We start from the raw sequence: 18,872 nt of genomic DNA, 5'->3' as shown, positions 1-18,872 counted from the left end.
AGAAATTTCTACAACACTAAATTATGCTCAAAAAAATCTTCCGTTTTATTCTGAAGCAAAAACATTATATTTCTTCAGATAGTTATATTTCTTTTTTAAAGTCTAAAGGTATAAAAATAGGAAATGACTGCATTTTCAGAGAGCCTCGTACTACATATATAGATCTCACACGCCCATGGCTTATCAGTATAGGTAATAGGGTTGACATGAATGTAAACTTCCACATATATACACATGATTGGGGAGGACGTGTATTTATAGGTAAATATAACCAAATGTTAAATTCAAGCGGTGCTGTAACGATAGGGAACAATATCTATTTTGGGGCAAATGTGACAGTACTTAAAGGAGTAAATATAGGAGATAATTGTATTATCGGCGCTGGTTCTACAGTGACACATGATATTCCTTCTGGAAGCGTAGCCGTAGGAAATCCTTGTAAAGTAATCTGCTCATTGGATGAATATTTTGCAAAACGTTTAAAAGTGGCACCTTTAGAAGCCAAAGAGAATGTCATGTATTTTTATCAAAGATACGGACGATATCCCTATAAAGATGAGCTATCCGAAGAATCAATCTATTACGACGGAAAACCTAACCTTCTCCCCCCCCCCTACAAATTTACTTCGTACGAAAATTTTTTGGATTGGTGTAAAGATTCTATATCAGAATAAAAGAGCAATATCCCATATGCCGAACTTTGATTTAGATTATCTAATAATTAATATAATACTTCTATCTTGCTTCACTTATTGCGGAAACAGGATATCAAAAGGAGCCCCATATAAATCTGCAACTTTACCATGCATCCTCTTATTCACTTTAGTACAGGGTTGCAGATATATGAGAGGAAATGACTACCAACATTACATCGAAGTATTCAATGGAGATACACCTGATACAACAGGCTTCCTTTTTATCGGTATCAACGATACTGCTAAGTTATTAGGCTTTAATGCATACAGCGTATTCCTTATTTATTCTTTTGTATTTATTTTATGCGCCACACATTTTCTAAAAGAATACAAAGCCTATGCCAAATGGATATTTCCATTATTCATTATGGCATATATGCAATTCGAAGAATATATGATAAGGCAAGCTTTCAGCTATTCTTTTTTCTTTCTATACATGAATAGCCTATTTAAAATAAAGCCTAAAAGTGTAAAACATATATGGAGAAAAAATAAAAAATCTATTTTCCTATGTATTTTTTGGGGGATTATTTGTCTAAACATACATTCTGCAAATATTGTAAACATATTAATAGTAACAGGATTGTATATCTTTATGCATAAGCCTTTGCACTACAGCATCACAATACCAATTTATTTGCTGTGCGTATATGTTCTTCCTAAAATATTTGATTTTTCTATTTTACAACCTATTTTAGATATTTTTTCAAGACATAATGAATTAGCTTCTGCCTATGCAGAAAACTCATCTAAGTGGTTTTCTTCAGAAGGAATGAATGAACTATATACTAGAAATGTAGCAGTACAAGCTATAGAAGCATTAGGAACATCTGCACTTTTATATTTGGGTTACAAAACAATATTATGTCATAGAGTAGGGCAATCAATAAATGCTACTTTATTTAACTCTTTTTTCATAGGGATTTCAATCCTTTCTCTATTCAGGAACCTTGAAATTCTAAACAGAATAGGACAAGTATTAGCTTACTCATGGATTTTTCCAGTATCCCTTGTGCTACATTACAAGACTCCCCGATGGAGTAAATTCGACAAATTAGTAAGTATTTTTCTCGTATGGTTTGCATATGAATTCCTTAAATACTTATTCTTTCCGCCTACAGATAAGACCGCATTTATTTGGGATGCCCCTTTCACTGTATCTTTTTTTTAAAACAGATTAAAATTCAAAACAGTAAAATGAAAACAAAACTATTAATTATTGATAGAGGACAATTAGGCATTCTTACAGACACTTTAAAATATTGTGAATATTTGCATTGCCATTTTAATATTACATACATCTGTTTTGATGAACATCGCAAAAAAATAGAAATCCCTCAAGTAAAGATCATTTATGTTTCTTCATCCGGTGGAAAATTATTTAAGAATGTCCGTTTTCTCATAACTTGTATTCTATACTGCCTCTTCTATAAAGGTAAGATTTTTACTGTCTATTTTCCAAAATGTCATTGGCTAAAAAAAATTCTACCCTTCAAAAAAATGCATATTGATATCCGAACATTATCTGTACACAAATCACTAGAACAACAACAAATAGAAAATAAAAGTATAGAACATGCGGTTAATGTATTTGATAGTGCCTCTTTTATATCCAAAGGCATTAAACAAAAACTTCACTTAAAAACAAATTTGCCTACATTCATCCTTCCTCTCGGTGCTGATATCATTTCACATACAGATAAAGACTTTAATTGTTTAAAACTTCTTTATATGGGCACCTTAAGTAATAGACATATTATTGATACAGTAAAAGGAGTGAAAATGTTTAAAGACAAATATCCAGAAATACCTCTTATATATAGCATTATTGGAGATGGCGAGGAACTTTATGAAATAAAGAACTATATACATATGCAAAAGTTAGAAAGCACTATACACACATATGGTAGACTACCGTACAGTGAATTAAAACCTTTTCTTGATACCCATAATATAGGTATATCTTATATCCCCCAACTTGAATGTTATGAATATCAGCCTCCAACAAAAACATTTGAATATGCTTTATCTGGCCTATATACTATAGCAACAAATACCTATGAAAATAGACAAGTCATTCATTCCAATAACGGTATACTCATCAATGATACAATTTCTGATTTTGCAAAAGCTCTATATGATACCTATCAACACAGAAGAGAATACAACAGCCAAACAATACGCAAATCTATGGAAAAATGGCAATGGGAAAAAATAATACAACAAAGCCTCATTCCTATTATATCTTTCAAATAACATAAAACAAATAAATATGAAACAAAAACATAATACTTTTAAGCGTATATTTCACAGAATATGCGAAGAGTTAAAAGCAACATATGATGTAGCACAAGTTATTTCATGGAAAGCGGCATTAGTAACATTCCGTGCAAAGATTGATATTCAAATTATGAACCGAAACGGATTCAAAGAACCTGAAAACGTTAAAAATAGATTATTATACAAGCATCAAATAATGTTAAATTTTTTAGAGAAAAAATTTAGCTCATATTGGAATAACTACCAATACCTAAATACAATGCCAGAATGTGATGAAAAAATGCGAAATAAGATTTGGGTATGTTGGTGGCAAGGACTTGACAATGCACCTGAAATTGTAAAAACATGTGTTGAATCTATCAAACGTAATTCCGGAAAATATGAAGTATTAATCATTACAGATGAGAACTATAAGCAATATGTAAAGTTTCCTGATTGGTTAGAGGAAAAGCGCAAACATGGTATCATATCTAAAACAATATATTCAGACTTATTACGCTTAAACCTTTTATCAACATATGGAGGAATATGGATTGATTCGACATTCTTTTGTACGGGAAAAAGTTTTGAACATTATATGCAATTACCTTTATGGTCCATTAAACGCCCAGATTATTTACACTGTTCCATTGCAAGCGGATATTTTGCAAATTATTCACTAGGATGCAGTTACGAAAACCGTTGGGCATATGCAGTTATTAGAGATTTTTTATACAATTATTGGAAACACTACGATCATCTTATTGATTATCTACTAACGGATTATGCTATTGTACTTGCACAAAATCATATTAAGCCATTAGCTGATTTATTTATGCAAATTCCACCCAATAATCCATATTGCGACGAGTTGTGGAAAGTGCTAGGACAGCCATACGATCCTAACGTATGGAAACTAATCAGTAAAAATACATTTTTGTATAAACTTACATGGAAACAATATTTTCCAAAAGAGATTAACGGTAAGCCCACTTTTTATGGCTTGCTAATAAATGGAACATTGAATCAATATAAACAAGAGCAAACTTTACAATAAAATATTATTATATAAATGAAAATACTTCTAATAGACGTATATAATTTTAATAAAGGTGGCGCAGAAACAGTATGTTTCAATACAGGTAAATTATTGGAAAAGCATGGACATCAAGTTGTATACTTCTGTTTAAAATGGAAAGAGAATAACCCTTCCCCCTATAGCAAATATTTTCCTGAATCCAAAGCAACTAGAACCGGATTCTTCAAAACTGTAAAAAACGTAATAAATTACTTTTATCATTTTGAAGCAGCGCAAAAAATAGAGCAACTAGTTAAAGATGAAAAACCTGATATCGCACATATTCATTTATTATGGGGACAGATAACTCCTTCTATTTTTCCTGTTTTAAAAAGATATAATATCCCCATTTTATTTACAGTACATGATTATCGTATCGTTTGTCCTGCTTATACTTTTCGTAACGGAAAAGGAATAATTTGTGAGGATTGTAAAGGCAAATATTTTTATAAATGTTTTACCCACACATGTTGCAAAGGAAGCAAGGCAATGAGTGCAGTAATGGCAGCTGAACAATATTTCCGTAATTGGTTCTTTAACCCTGCAAAATATATTGACGGTTTCTTGTATGTAAGTAAATTTGCTAAAGAAATTCAAGAAAAATATATGCCTGAAGTTAGACAAACACATAATATCACACTTTACAATTTTACAACCTCCATTGCTACCACATCCAAACAAATACCAACAAATAAATATTTTCTGTTCTTTGGTCGTCTTTCTTATGAAAAAGGAGTAAAAACACTACTTAAAGCATTCAAAGAACTACCCGAATGTAATTTAAAAATTGTTGGTACAGGCCCAAAAGAAAAAGAGTTAAAGTTGTTTGTCTCAAACAACAGCATGAACAATGTTGAATTTCTTGGCTATAAACGTGGATTGGAGCTTATAGATTTAGTAAAAAATGCATATTTTGTTATCGTACCATCAGAATGGTATGAAAACAATCCTATGACTATCATTGAAGCTTATTCTGTTGGCACTCCCGTTATTGGCGCAAAAATTGGTGGCATACCAGAAATAATCATTGATGGAAAAACAGGATATCAATTCACAACAGGTAATAGTGATAATTTACAGGAAACTATCAAAAAAATATTTTCTCTGACTCCCGAAGCATATCAAAGATTAAGTGCAGGAACGTTAGAATTTGCCCATGAAAATCTAAGTCTTGAAAACTATTATCCAAGACTTATAGCTTTTTATAGCCATTTTTTAAAACAAGAATAAATACTTTATGAAAATAGTAGTAATAGGCACCCGTGGCATCCCTAATATAATGGGGGGAGTTGAAACACACTGTGAAGAACTTTTCCCCCGCATAGCAAAACGTGGATTTGACATAACGATAATTCGAAGATCTAATTATGTACATGATGATTTAAAAGATTGGAATGGAGTAAAACTCATAACAATCCCTTCTCCCAAGAAAAAATCCTTTGAAGCAATAATTCACACTTATCGTGCCATTAATGAAGCAAGACGACAGAAAGCTAATATCATTCATGTTCATGCTATTGGTAACGCTTTACTTGTCCCATACGCAAAACTGTTAGGAATGAAAGTCGTATTTACTCATCATGGTCCTGACTATGACCGTGACAAATGGGGAAGAATTGCCAAAATTATATTAAAGCTTGGTGAACGGATAGGATGCATGTTTGCAGATGATGTAATTGTTATTTCAGATGTTATCAGAAGACTAATTGCGCACAAATATAACCGCACAAAAAAGGTGCATCTCATATACAATGGTGTATCTGAACCTGATATTTGCGACTACCCGGAATACTTTCAAGAACTTGGTATCGAAAAAGGAAAATATATTCTTGGCATGTGTCGATTCGTACCAGAAAAAAATCTACACCATCTCGTAGAAGCCTATAGCAAGATTGACACAGCAGACTGCAAATTGGTGCTTGCAGGTGATACTGATTTCGAAGACTCTTATTCACTTTCATTAAAAAAACAAGCAAAGGAAAATGGCGTAATATTAACAGGATTCATCAAAGGGAGAAAACTCCATTCACTCCTTACTAACTGCCGCTGCTATTGCTTGCCTTCTTCACACGAAGGCCTTCCTATTGCTTTACTCGAAGCTATGAGCTATGGCGTGAAAGTTGTAGTAAGTGATATTCCTGCAAATAAAGAAGTAGGGTTATCTGACAATAGTTATTTTCGCTGTGGAAATGTTGATGAATTAGCCTCAAAACTCCAAAACATTATCAATTCACCTCTCGAACATATTAAATATGATATGAATAAATATGACTGGGAAAGGATTGCAGATGAAGTGGCAAGTGTCTATAAACAATTATAAACACAATCTACATCGATCAGCAAATGATTCTCACCAAACATATTAATCAATAATCATTGCCGAATGGAACGGCGCACTGCTGGTATGTAGCTTAAAAGAAGAACAAAATATCAAACGTTTTACCCTAAAACAAAATTAGTTATGAAAAGAAATTCAAAAATGTTTCTGTTTATAGTCATGCTACTATTAACAGGAAGAAGGTGTGTCGTAATGCACGATGCACCTCTTTTTTGTTCATCACTATACAAATCTGTTCATTTTCTTTAAGCTGCGATAATTCGAAGATTTCTTTGATTTATGTGTCTCCAGCATCTAAATAAAGCGACAGTAAGTTCATAAAACCATCCAATCAGCCATTTCGTATCTTCTTTTGTCAGTTTTGCACACATTTTTTTTATATTGAAGGCAATGGCTAGGAAGGCAAAGTCCATGAAGACCTTGTCCTTTCCAAAATGTCGGAAACGTTTGTAGTTCATATTGTTTTTAATTTGTCCGAACACGGCCTCCGGTTCTATGCATCTCTGCCCTCTGTGTTTCAGTCCTTTCTCAGAGCAGAGCAGTTCTTTGGCTCTCCGCTTGTATTGTCTAAGCCTATGATTCAGTTCTATCGTCCTGTTTCCTTTTGCTTTAAAACAGCGGCATCGCAGGGGACAACCTTCACACCTGACAGCTCTGTACCGTGCATTTTCGCTGACATATCCGGATGCGGTTTTCACATTCCTGGTGCCTATCCTCCGCATCCTTTGCCCCATAGGGCAGATGCAGAAGTCATGTTCTTCATTGTAGTAGAAGTTTTCGGCCTTGAACGGGGCCGGTTTGAATCTCGGCCGCTGCTCCATGTGGAAATAGTTGTACTTTACGTAGGCTTCCATGCCGTTTTCGGACATGAAGCGGTAATTCTCTTCGGAGCCATAGCCGGAATCAGCAACCACCGTATGGGCCATCCGTTCATACCTGTTTGAAAAAGATTGCAGGAAAGGAATCAGGGTCAGTGTATCCGTAGGGTTCGGGAAGAGTGCAAAATCGGTGATGAACTGATTTTCGGTGCCGATTTGAAGGTTGTAACCGGGCTTCGTCTGTCCGTTGCGCATGGCATCCTCCTTCATTCTCATAAAAGTAGCGTCCTTGTCCGTCTTGGAATAGGAATTCCTCTCTTGCAGTGTTTCCAGATGGCAGTCGTATTCCTGCAGTTTGTCCCTGTGTTCTTCCAGTTCCTTCAGCTGTTTGCGTTTCTTTTTCAGTTCAGTCTTTTCCTCTTTCGCGGATGGCTCGGAAACCTGTTCCAGTGCATGACGCAATTCTCCTGCCATTTCAGTCAGCATGGCCGGAGTGAACTCAACTTCCTCATTGTTCTCTGATGACTTCTCCTGAGCAATGACATCGTCTATCTGCCCTAACAGGACATGTATCTTCTTCATCAGGCGTTCACGGTTCCGCTCAACCGTTTTTCGCCAGACGAAAGTGTACTTGTTGGCTTTGGATTCGAGCTTTGTCCCGTCAATATATTCCACATTCAGGCTGATGAAGCCTTTGGAAGAGAGAAGAAGTACGGTTTGCGTAAACACTTCGTTAATTTCCTTCTTCACCCGGTTGCGGAAACGGTTGATGGTAATGAAATCCGGTTTCTCATATCCGGCCAGCCAGATATAATGGATGTCACGGTGAAGGAGTTTTTCAATTTTCCGGCAGGAGTAGATGTTGTTCATATAGGCATACAGAATGACCTTGAGCATCATCTTGGGGTGGTAAGGGCTGCGACCGCATTCCTTATACAGTTTTCTGAAACTTTCAAGATTCAAGCCCTCAACCAGGGCGTCAACCATGCGCACCGGATCGTTTTCTGCAATATCCTCATCAATTCTTTGAGGAAAAAGAACGGTTTGGTTGGGATTGTAAGGACGAAAATGTATCTTTGTCATAGTAAAGAACTTATGCTTAAAGATACAAAATCTTTAGGTAATAACAAAGCCCCAGCTTGTGAAAGTCGGGGCTTTGTGCGTAAAAAACAGAAGGTGTGCATTTTGACACACCTTCCAAAAAGATTATGACGGTCAATTGGAAATCATCCGTAACCAACTGAAAGCGGGAGAAAACAGTTACACCGAACTTAAGGAGCAGATAACCAGTCTTGAAGAAAGGGTTACCACTATCGAAAAGCAAATAGAGGATTTACAGAACGGAAACAATGGGGGCGGTTGCGATGTCGATTGCGAAGCTCAGTTGAAAGAACTGAGAGAAGCATTGGAAACCGCCAAAGCCGAACTGCAAAACAAGATTAATGACTTGAACGATAAAATAAAAGAACTGCAAGAGCAGATAGATAACCTAACCGGCAATCAGGGCATTACCGACGAGGAACTGGCTGAAAAGCTGACAGAACTGGAAAACAAATTCCAGGGACTGCTTAATGAAGTGGAACAAAATTTGAGTAGCAAAATCGATAAATTGCAAAGTCAGATTGATAAATTGCAAAGTCAGATTGATAAATTGCAGGAACAGATCGATGAACTTGCCAATCGCATCAAAAAGATGGATATTATTCCAGACTTCAACAACCAAAGCGTTCTCCTGAAACAGGATGGCAGCAAGTACACCTTGAAAATCAATGTAAAAGTGATGCCTGCATCAGTAATAGATGAAATGATAGAACAGAAGGATGCCATTTCTATTGATAGTCGCAAAGTGACTCCCGTGACACGAAGTGCGGAAGCTGGTCCGGAGTTTACCGTAGAAAAAGTAGAAAAGTATGATGAAGCAACATTGACTGTAACAGCTTCTGCCACAGAAGTGGAAGGATTGCCGAGTTCTGTTGCCAAAGATTTAGCATGTCAGGTTGCTGTTGTATTTAACAAAAACGCAGAAAACGGAAACTGTAGTCAGAGCGGATACTGCGGAGTTCGCTTCTCTCCCAACGGTGTTATGGACGGAAATAAAGATTATGACTTTTTCCAAGAGAATATTCCAGTAAATGTTGCTACCGGATCAGACTTAAGCGACTTTAACGATACGGATATCTATAAACGCAATATTCTTGCCGATATAGAGGACTTAGGAAATAATCTTGTGGAGATAATAGGCACACAACCGGTTTTGGAAGGTGAAGATGTAAAAGCCAGCCCGAAAGATGACGGAACAAAAAAGCTGAATGTAATATACTCTTATATAATGGCGTATGATAAAAATGGAACTGCGGTAAGCCACATGGACAGTCATATAGGAGTAACCACTGACGGAAAAATATTTATGAAACAACATCTGAATCCGGGTGTGAATGTTACTTCCATCGAAGGTTACAAAGTAGTAGTGCGACTGCAAGCCAGTGAAAACGGATATTTCTACGGAAAACCGGCATTCGTCTGCATTGAACTGTTAAAGAAATAACCGATCCAATCACTTAAAAAGTACAGTATTATGAAATTGTTACAGAATATAGCAGCCGCTTCATGCCTTATATTCTTATCCGGCATGAATGCTTCGGCTCAAGAAACAATAAAAGTGGATGATCCCTGGAAGGATTATCCCAGCAAAAAAGCTTTGTACAATGATTACTCACGGTGGAGCATAGGTATTAACGGCGGTGTTCCGTTTTTTGCAGGAGACTTCCGTTCCGTAACCAAAGGTAACGGTTATTGGGGCGGAATGATAGGACTGCAAGGCGGATACCAGTTCAATCCGTTGTTCGGTATACGGCTGTCTGTGGACTATGCCGCCAACAAAGCCGGTTCGCGAGATTATGAAGACGACTTCATCCTCATGCCAAATGCGGAAACCTATTACAATGTAGATTTTCCGGAAGGAGCCAAATACTACAAAGAGCTGCGCAGTGACATCAGGATGTGGAACTTCGGACTGAATTTTGAAGTGAATATGTTTAACCTGTTCCGACGCAGCGATGGCAATCGCCGGTGGGCATTACTGGTAGCTCCGGGTATATACATGCAGAAATTCTCAACCGAAGTGGAAGAAAAAGGCAGTGGAAACCGGTTTGCAGATAAGCTGAGCAACAAAGTCAATTTGGGATTGGGCGGAGATGTAGCATTGCGTTACCGCATCAACAAACATTTGGACGCCCAGTTGAAAGGCGGCATGATGTGGATTAACAACAACAAATTTGACGGCATCAAAACTATCTGCAACTGCAAGAGAAATACGATGTTTACCGCACAAGTGGGTCTGGTATGGAAAATAGGCAATGGAAAGAGCGGAAAGAAAGACAACATCATGTACGCTCCGGGCTATCTGCCTATGTGGAAGCGCGCTACAAAGACCGTTACGAAAGTGGTGCACGATACTATCTACATCGAACAGAAAGTGCTTGAAAAATCTCCGGAAGTAGTGGTATGCAAAGGTTTCCCGAAAGACTTGCCCGCCGTATACTTTGAACGCGGAAAATGGAAACTGGATACGGACAAGTATGCACGCGAACTCTTCACCATTGCCAAAACACTGAAAGAGAATCCGGAAATACAGATTGACATCTGCGGCTATGCCGACCATACGGGCGGAGAAGCCATAAACAAAAAAGTGACGCTGAAACGTGCCGAAGCCTTGAAGAAGTTCCTCGTGAAAGTGGGTATAGAACCCGAAAGACTGCATACGTATGGTCTGGGCAAGGATATGACCATTGAAAAGGAACTGCGCTACACCGAAAAGGCACGCCGCGGCGAAGTGAAAGAAAAAGAATAGTCCTAACCTACTTTATAGGTAATTAAAATAGTCTGTGTCAGCAAAGTTTTATTTTATTCTTTGCTGACACAGTTTTATTTACGCCATTATTCTACATCATTATGTAAATAAAAAGTTGTTTTTTATTATTTTAGTTAGTAACTTTGCCACGCATTAGAACTTATCCATTTTACCTGTTCCACATAATTTCCAATGTGACAGGCAATAGCGTAGCATGCTCTACAAAGAACAACACTTCATATAAACATATTATTCTTTTATTTTATACAATTGAAGTAATTAATAACTACTTTGAAATAATGAAACATTTTTTTAGTCTAAGACCTTGGATATTGGCAGCGGTAGTTCTTGCTTCGGCAGGGACTACCGTTGCCGCACAAGGCAAAATGGAGGCCTATCCGGCCAATGAGAAATGGTTTGTAAGCGGTTCGGTAGGAGCCGGAGTATACGTAGGCGATTATGACATGCACACGAAATTCGGAAACCGCATTTCCATTACGGGCGACGTAAGCGGCGGTAAATGGATTACTCCCGTATTAGGCGCCAGATTGCAGATAAGCGGAATGCACGCTTCGGGCGAAGCCAAGAACGGAAGCAGCGAATCGTGGAATTTCATGATGTATCATGCCGACATCATGGTGGACGTGCTGAACTGGTGGTGCGGTGTGGACGAAGAACGTACATACAGCCTCATTCCGCTGGTGGGCGGCGGTGTGGCCAACGCCCCCGGACTGAATACCACCACAGGAGTGCTTACCGTAGGTGTGCTGAACCGCTTTAAGGTATCGGAACATCTGGACATCAATGTCGAGCTAAAAGGTAATCTCGTAGGGGACAAGCTGGACGGATGCGCCAGCGGAAAGAAAGGGGAAGGTGCAGCCGCACTGACTGCCGGACTGACCTACAACTTCTGATATACAGAATATAGAACTAAACATTGACAACTGATGACAAATAGGACAAAGGTACTGTTTCTGTTTCTGGCGATGCTGGGCGCGATAAGCGTCCGAGCATACGCCCAACAGAAAACCTCCGAAAAGATTTCGCCCAAAGAACGGTGGGCGTTTGAAACCAATGCAATGGACTGGCTGTTGCTGTTGCCGAATGCCAAAGTGGAATTTGACCTTTCAAGTTCTACCGACAACCGGTGGGTAGTGGGCATAGGCGCCAAATGGAACGGCAATGCCAAAATCAGTATGAACGAACGCATACAGATGAAAATCAACGATTACAGACTGGAAGTGAAAAGATATGCCAAACCTTCCTTTACCGTAAAGACGGGACAGTCCAAGATTCCCAAATTCTGGCGTACCTACTACTGGGGCTTCTATGCCGGATACAGCAAGTTTGCCGGAGCATGGGGCAAAGGCATCGCCGGCGATATGTTCCATGCCGGACTGACCGGCGGATGGCAGCTGCCCGTATACAAATGCAAACAGGGCGCAATAGATCTGGATCTGGGTCTGAGCGTGGGAGCAGCCTATGCCGAATATGACAAATATAAATATGAAGATAACCACCTGATACGTACAAAGAGCAGAGACAGGCATTTCCTGCCCTACCCCGTAGTGAGCGATATACGCGTAGGATTCGTGTACCGCTTCAGCTCTATCAGAAACAAGTACAGTCAGAGACAAAAATAAGAGATTCGTATGACAAAAGATTGTAAAAAGAAAAGTATATGGGCGAGGCTGATAGTGATAGCTGTACTGGCATGCACGGCAAGTAATGCGCAGGCACAGCTCATTGCCGGAAGAACAAACGCACTGCTTTGGGGAAACCTGACTCCGAACTTCTCGCTGGAACTGGTGACATCGAACCGGACCAGCGTTATGGCGGGAGCTTTCTACAGCCTTGACCAGAACCCGCTGGATTGCAGCATCAAAGGTGCGGAAGCGCAAGTGAGATACTGGGTGAGCGGACGGGCAATGGTGCAGAGCTTCATAGGCCTGGGCATACAGGGCATGAGGTATGACGCCACATTCTCGGATACACACCACTTCGGCGATGCCATAGGCCCGGGAATGGTGTACGGATATGTACTGCCGCTGGGCAAACGCTTCAACATAGAATTCAGCGCCGGAATATCACTGATGTGGTACAGGGAGAAACGCTACGAGAAGGGATTGCCCGAACCGGGAGACTACAACACCACCGGACACAAGGTGATGCCCATGGGACTGGGAATTTCGTGTACTTACATTTTTAAATAATACGGAGAATGATTACTGAAAGATTGAAAATATGGATCCTGCTTCTGGTTGTGGCGGGATGCGGTACCGGCACTGCCCTGGCGCAGAAAATGGTGAAGGTATCGGGTACCGTATATAACATTGCCGAAAACCGGAAAGTGCCTTTCTCGGACGTGACGGTGGATGTGTATGCCGCCAAGACCGTAGCCGTGGGCGAGGATATGAAGAAGATACTGGACAGCAACGACCAGGAGAAAACATTGCTGCTGGACCAGGAAGGGAAAACAACCACCGACGAGAACGGGTATTATGAAATACTGGTTCCGGACAACGGTGCGCTGATTTTCAAAGTGGGACTCTCGCCCTCGGTATTGAAGGAAGTGAGACATCAGATGAAAATAGATGTGAGCATCGACGAAGGAGTGATGCTGGAGAGTGTGACCGTAACCGCCATGCGGCTGGTTCTGAAACCGGAACCGAAAGCGCCGAAGATTATCGGAAACATGCTGATTCCGTACAATACCTTCAAACTGCCGCCTTACTTCGGCAACCGCTTCTCGCGACTGATTATACAGCCGTACGTACTGGACTGCGAAACGAACGATACGATAACCTTTGCACGCCCGTCCGTATACGACGGCAAGGAATATGCCCTGACGCAGGAACGCAAAATGGGCTATGACATGAACCGTGACCCGCTGCGTCCGTACATCAAAGCGGAGGCGCTGACTACAAGGGCCATGAACCTGGACTGGACGGATACCATCATTGTGCCCGACCCCAACCGGAACTACAGTTGCTTTGCCATCGTGAACCTGGAAGATTACAGCGCGTCGAACTCCAGAACGTACCAAATCAATACGTGCCAGACCAAACGCCCGATGAAGTTCCTGCAATACAACCTCTTCTCGGAGCAGATGGATCCGTTGCAGCACAAGGAAAGGGCACAGATAGAGAAAAGAAATACGTCGGACAAGATACAACTGTCTTTCCTCATCAACTCCGACCAACTGACGGACACGCCCGAAAACAAACAGAGCCTTGCCATGCTGAGAAACAAGCTGAAAGAGATAGCCGAATCTCCGGGTACGGTATTGAAGGAGTTTCACGTGGCAGGTACGGCTTCTCCGGACGGCCATTACAGCAGTAACCTGAGCCTTGCCGAAAGACGTATGCGCAAGATTGAACAGGAGATTACCTCCATATTGCCCCAATATACCCTGGAACGCGTTTACCGCAACCCGCATGCCGAAGTGGCTCCGTGGGAAGAAGTGGTGAAACTGCTGGAACGTGACGGCAAAAGCACGGAAGCCGGCAAGGTGAAAGAAATTCTGGCAAAGCATAAGGATATCGGAGCGCAGGGCAGAGCGCTGAAACAACTCGACTGGTACGCTACCGTCATCGTGCCTTATCTGGACGAACTCCGCGTGGTGAACTATAACTGCCTCTACGAGATATACCGCGAACCGAATGACGAGGAAGTCATGGCACAATACAGGGAAAAAGGGCTGAAAGGCAGCTACACACGTTATGAATACTGGAAGCTGTTCCAACTGATAACCGATGAAAAGGAACTGGAAGCTCTGTACCGCCGCGCCTACGAGGAATCACTGGAACAAAAGCATCCGTGGGCGCTTGCCGGCAACAACCTGGCGGCTTCTTACCTGGAGAGGGATACCGTGGATACTTCCATACTGGAACCGCTGATAGACCTGAGCATCCACTCCACCGACTATTCGCGCATGAATGCCGACGGAAGCCGTACGGAAATCGTGAACCGGCTGGAAGTGGTGACCAACCAACTGTGCATGTACATCAAGAAGGGAGACTTCGAGCACGCCAGCGTATTGGTGAAGATTCTGCCGGAGGACAGCAAATTTGACCTGCTGAAAGCCTATACATGGGCTTTGGGCGGCTACTTCCAGGGCGGAACGACTCCGGAAGAGAAAGAACGTGCACACAAGACTTTTGAAACCATCAAGGCTTCATCGCCCCAGAACGAAGTGGTGATGTACATGGCGCTGGATAACCGCGCCGGCAACGCCGCCGCCAAGGCTTCGCTTGCCAAACTGCCGCAGGACAGCGCACTGACCTGGTACTTCAAAGCCACCTTGTCTGCCAGAGAGGGTGAGATAGAGTTCATGAATACGGTGATTGCCCTGTCCGAATGTTTCAAACGCGACAAGAGCTTCGTGGCTACCGCACAGAACGACGGTGAATTTAACGAGGATATCATACAGGCAGCTATGGATATGTCTAACCTATAACCATAATAAGGATTGAAAATGAAATTGAAATATATGATTCCGGCACTGTGCATCTGCACATGTACGGCAATGCCGGAAATGCTCCATGCGCAGGACGACAGCCTGAAGAAGGACAGCACCGAAAGGCCTTTCAATGCAATGGACTATGTATTGCAGAAACGGTATATCCCGCAGGGAAGAGAAGTGAACAACAGCCAGCCGGGCAAGAATTTCTCCCTGTCGGTAATGGGCGGTGTGAACAAACTGAGGGGCAGTTCTTCACTGCCGGCATGGTTCAACGGCGGTATTGCCCTGACTAAGGATGTAAGTTCATTCAACTCCTACCGGGTGTCTCTGTTGGGCGGCTTCAACGACGAGCTGAAACAGGGCGGCATCGAGCTGGACCACCTGTTCAACCTGTCCGATTATATCGGCGGGTACAAAAGCGGCGCACACATCAGCCTGTATACCGTATTGGGTATAGGCGGCTATGTGAGCAAGCGCGACGGTATGGATGCCAAAATAGCCGGCGGAGTGCACGGCGGCTTGCAGGCACGCTATCATCTGTCGAGAAACTGGGACTGGTATGTGGAACCCAAACTATACCTCTATACCGACGGAATAGACGGTGCGGACTGCCCCAAACGGTATGACGTGGGATATGGCGTGTACACCGGACTGACCTACCGCTTTACCGGTCTTCCCATCAGGATGAAATCGGAAGATATGGGCGATAATATGTTCATAGAAGCGGCTATCGGTACGCAGGGCGATTTCGGAAAGCCCGTGCGCAACAATCTGTCCGGACTACAGACGTTAGGTCCTGCCGCTTCACTGGCAATTGGTAAATGGTTCATGCCGCTGGGATGGCGCATCAGCGGCTTCGGCGGCTTCCACTATACTTTCAATTCGGACAAGTTCAAAAGCGAAGAAGCCTATGCAGGCGGCAGAGCGGAAGTGCTGGTGAACCTGAATACGCTGGTTTCGCCGAGTGTGGACGATCCGAGACTGGAAGTGAACCTTTCCGCCGGCTACGAATTCGGAGCACTGGCGCACAGAAGCAGCGACTATGCCAAGAAGCTTCGTACATTCCACGGTCCTACGGGGTCTATGCAACTGGTATATTTCCTGTCAGACCAAATCGGTATCACGGGTGAGGCGCGATACAGCAAGAGCTTCTATACGCAACCGTTCAAGAGCGGCATCACACAGGACAGACACATGCAGAATGTAGGCGTGATGTTCGGTGTGCAGTACCGTAGAAGAAAGGCCGACTTCGATGCCAGACGCGGCTTCTTCCAGCCTTATAACTTTGCGTATGCCACCGTGGGAACCAACTTCCCCATGCGCACCGCAGGTGTGAAGATGAAGGATATTCCCGATATGCTGGGACAACAGATAAGCCTGGGTGTGGGACGCCAGTACACGCCGCTGTCTGCCGTAAGAGGAAGCATCGAGATTGGGCGGTATGCTTATCAGCACGGGGGTGTGTATCCGCTGTCTGTCACCGCCGACTACATGCTGAACCTTACCAACATGATAGGCAATTATAGCGAGAACCGCATATTCGACCTCAACGCCTTTGCCGGTATCGTCTATACGCACCACGAAATGGAAGACAAGAATTACTTCGGCATCCAGGGCGGTCTGCAACAGAGCTTCAAGCTGAACGACCGCTGGAATATCTTCGCGGAAGAGTATCTGAGAGGTTATAACGGCAAGATTACTCCTTCGGCACGTACCTACACAAGCGGAGAATATACGTTTGTCTTAGGAGCTTCCATAGGAACAAGTTACCGTTTTTAAAGTAACACATAAGCATCATGACTATCGCCATTGATTTTGACGGCACAATCGTAGAGCACCGTTACCCTAAAATAGGGAACGAAATCCCTTTTGCCACCGATACGCTGAAGATGCTGATCAAAGACCGCCACCGCCTGATACTGTGGACTGTACGTGAAGGAAAGCTGCTGGACGAGGCCGTGGAATGGTGCAGGGAACGGGGCGTGGAGTTTTATGCCGTCAACCGGGACTATCCCGAAGAGGATGCCGCCCATCACGGCTTCTCGCGCAAGGTGAAAGCGGACCTCTTCATTGACGACCGCAACCTGGGCGGCCTGCCCGACTGGGGAGACATCTACCGCATGGTTCAGGAGAAGCTGACGTATGAGGAGCTGTATCGCGATACCGATAAAACTCCGCAACAAAAGAGAGGCGGTTTCTGGAGCCGGTTCAGGAAATAATCCTTTTTTGATATATATCAAACAGTACCTTAAAATAACTCTTTAAATTTGCAACGTCATTTAGAAAACGATAGAGTAAATTAGTTTTTGAAAGAGAAAGGTTAGTTTTTTAGGGTACACTAAAAAAATACCGGGCAGCACACGGAGCACAGGAAAAAATTCCTGCCGTAGCTGTCCGGTTTTTTATTTGCCTGCCGGAACCGGGAGGTTGCCGGATATTACTGTTTCCGGTATTCCTTGGGCGAAAAGCCGGTGTGATGCTTGAAGTATTTGCCGAAGAAAGACTGATTGGCAAAGTGCAGCTCGTCGGCTATCTCCTGAATGCTCTGCTCGGATGATTTCAGCATGGCTTTCGCTTCCAGAATCACGAGGCTGTCAATCCACTCGCCCGCCGTCTTTCCGCTCACCTCTTTCACCATGGTAGAGAGGTGCTTGGGCGTAAGGAACATCTTGTCTGCGTAAAAGGACACGCTCCTCTCCTCTTTGTAAAACTCGTACACGTACCGGATGAAGCGTTCGAACAAATCTTCCTTGCGGCTTTTGGGAGTGCGCTCCTTCACGGCATGTCCCTGATAGATGTCGTATATCTCGTAGCACAGCGCCATCAGCAATCCCTGCGTAATCTCCTTGCGGTAGGGATTGTCCTTCAGCTTCACCTTGCTCCACAGGAAAGAGTGATATTCCTCGAACGCCTGCAACTCGTTGGCAGTGACAGCGATGCAAGGCCGCTCCTTTATCATGAAGAACATGGGAAACAGTTGCTGCATCGTGGGTATCACCAGGTCCATGAAGTCGCGGGACACGGCTATGAAGCTGCCTGAAAAATCATCGGAACGCTCGCCCTGCTGCACAATCTGCTCGGGCAGGATGATGCAAAGCATCCCTTCACGCATTTCATAATCCCGCAAGTTGATATTCAGCTTGCACCAGCCTTTCCGGCAGACGGCAAAGCAGGCAGCGTTCAGACGCGTAGGATATGGCGTGAAAGGGATGTCCCTTATATCATCGAAAATAGCGAAATCATTGCCGATAAAGTCAATCATGGGCAGGTGTTGTATACCGGAGATATCAACGTTGCGTATCTGTTTTGTATTCATTATTCATGCGCTTTGCCGGCAAATATAGGATTATTCACGGAATTATTGGTTTA

Annotated in this window: 16 protein-coding genes; 14 read left to right on the top strand and 2 right to left on the bottom strand. The window is 42.5% G+C overall.

Features of this window, described 5'->3' with window-relative positions; translation table 11 throughout:
• Positions 1-23 precede the first annotated feature (23 nt).
• The 6 genes from NQ565_RS16970 to NQ565_RS08930 are packed head-to-tail and all read left to right on the top strand — an operon-like array spanning position 24 to position 6,352.
• The gene (locus NQ565_RS16970) at positions 24-674 is read left to right on the top strand and encodes an acyltransferase (protein WP_005655185.1); all 651 of its coding nucleotides are present in this window, start codon (positions 24-26) and stop codon (positions 672-674) included.
• On the top strand, positions 556-1,866 hold the full coding sequence (locus NQ565_RS08950) for an EpsG family protein (RefSeq protein ID WP_316928870.1): 1,311 nt from the start codon (positions 556-558) through the stop codon (positions 1,864-1,866). The genes NQ565_RS16970 and NQ565_RS08950 overlap by 119 nt, the downstream gene beginning before the upstream one ends.
• Positions 1,867-1,892: 26 nt before the next feature.
• Entirely contained in the window at positions 1,893-2,951 is a 1,059-nt protein-coding gene (locus tag NQ565_RS08945; RefSeq protein WP_005655180.1) for a glycosyltransferase, read from the top strand.
• 16 nt (positions 2,952-2,967) lie between these two features.
• Positions 2,968-4,011 (top strand): capsular polysaccharide synthesis protein, encoded by a 1,044-nt coding sequence (locus tag NQ565_RS08940; protein WP_005655179.1) that lies wholly within the window; start codon positions 2,968-2,970, stop codon positions 4,009-4,011.
• A 15-nt stretch (positions 4,012-4,026) separates the two neighbouring features.
• On the top strand, positions 4,027-5,262 hold the full coding sequence (locus NQ565_RS08935) for a glycosyltransferase family 4 protein (RefSeq protein ID WP_005655177.1): 1,236 nt from the start codon (positions 4,027-4,029) through the stop codon (positions 5,260-5,262).
• A 7-nt stretch (positions 5,263-5,269) separates the two neighbouring features.
• Positions 5,270-6,352, top strand: a complete 1,083-nt coding sequence (locus NQ565_RS08930) for a glycosyltransferase family 4 protein (protein WP_005655176.1) — start codon at positions 5,270-5,272, stop codon at positions 6,350-6,352.
• A 263-nt stretch (positions 6,353-6,615) separates the two neighbouring features.
• Here the strand turns inward: NQ565_RS08930 and NQ565_RS08925 are convergent, their stop codons facing one another.
• Positions 6,616-8,271, bottom strand: a complete 1,656-nt coding sequence (locus tag NQ565_RS08925) for an IS1182 family transposase (RefSeq protein ID WP_005656266.1) — start codon at positions 8,269-8,271, stop codon at positions 6,616-6,618.
• Between the two features lie 136 nt (positions 8,272-8,407).
• Between NQ565_RS08925 and NQ565_RS08920 the strand changes: the two genes are divergently transcribed.
• The 8 genes from NQ565_RS08920 (at position 8,408) to NQ565_RS08885 (ending at position 17,722) form a co-directional block, all read left to right on the top strand.
• Complete coding sequence (locus NQ565_RS08920; RefSeq protein WP_005655173.1) at positions 8,408-9,733, top strand: hypothetical protein; 1,326 nt, start codon at positions 8,408-8,410, stop codon at positions 9,731-9,733.
• 30 nt (positions 9,734-9,763) lie between these two features.
• Complete coding sequence (locus NQ565_RS08915; RefSeq protein ID WP_005655172.1) at positions 9,764-11,038, top strand: OmpA family protein; 1,275 nt, start codon at positions 9,764-9,766, stop codon at positions 11,036-11,038.
• A 299-nt stretch (positions 11,039-11,337) separates the two neighbouring features.
• Positions 11,338-11,952: a hypothetical protein gene (locus NQ565_RS08910; protein ID WP_005655171.1), complete on the top strand. Its 615-nt coding sequence runs from the start codon at positions 11,338-11,340 to the stop codon at positions 11,950-11,952.
• A gap of 33 nt (positions 11,953-11,985) precedes the next feature.
• On the top strand, positions 11,986-12,681 hold the full coding sequence (locus tag NQ565_RS08905; RefSeq protein ID WP_005655170.1) for a DUF3575 domain-containing protein: 696 nt from the start codon (positions 11,986-11,988) through the stop codon (positions 12,679-12,681).
• Between the two features lie 9 nt (positions 12,682-12,690).
• Positions 12,691-13,251 (top strand): DUF3575 domain-containing protein, encoded by a 561-nt coding sequence (locus tag NQ565_RS08900; protein ID WP_005655169.1) that lies wholly within the window; start codon positions 12,691-12,693, stop codon positions 13,249-13,251.
• A gap of 8 nt (positions 13,252-13,259) precedes the next feature.
• Complete coding sequence (locus tag NQ565_RS08895; RefSeq protein WP_005655168.1) at positions 13,260-15,497, top strand: hypothetical protein; 2,238 nt, start codon at positions 13,260-13,262, stop codon at positions 15,495-15,497.
• Positions 15,498-15,515: 18 nt separating this feature from the next.
• Positions 15,516-17,282, top strand: coding sequence for a hypothetical protein (locus NQ565_RS08890; protein WP_040315766.1), 1,767 nt, complete (start codon positions 15,516-15,518; stop codon positions 17,280-17,282).
• A gap of 17 nt (positions 17,283-17,299) precedes the next feature.
• The gene (locus tag NQ565_RS08885; protein ID WP_005655166.1) at positions 17,300-17,722 is read left to right on the top strand and encodes a BT0820 family HAD-type phosphatase; all 423 of its coding nucleotides are present in this window, start codon (positions 17,300-17,302) and stop codon (positions 17,720-17,722) included.
• 218 nt (positions 17,723-17,940) lie between these two features.
• Here NQ565_RS08885 and NQ565_RS08880 read toward each other — a convergent pair whose 3' ends face one another.
• Positions 17,941-18,819 (bottom strand): helix-turn-helix domain-containing protein, encoded by an 879-nt coding sequence (locus tag NQ565_RS08880; RefSeq protein ID WP_005655165.1) that lies wholly within the window; start codon positions 18,817-18,819, stop codon positions 17,941-17,943.
• Between the last annotated feature and the right edge of the window lie 53 nt (positions 18,820-18,872).

Source organism: Bacteroides stercoris ATCC 43183, from assembly GCF_025147325.1.
Taxonomy (GTDB): domain Bacteria; phylum Bacteroidota; class Bacteroidia; order Bacteroidales; family Bacteroidaceae; genus Bacteroides; species Bacteroides stercoris.
The sequence above is the reverse complement of the archived record's forward strand: the minus strand, read 5'-3'. Positions and strand labels throughout refer to the sequence as shown.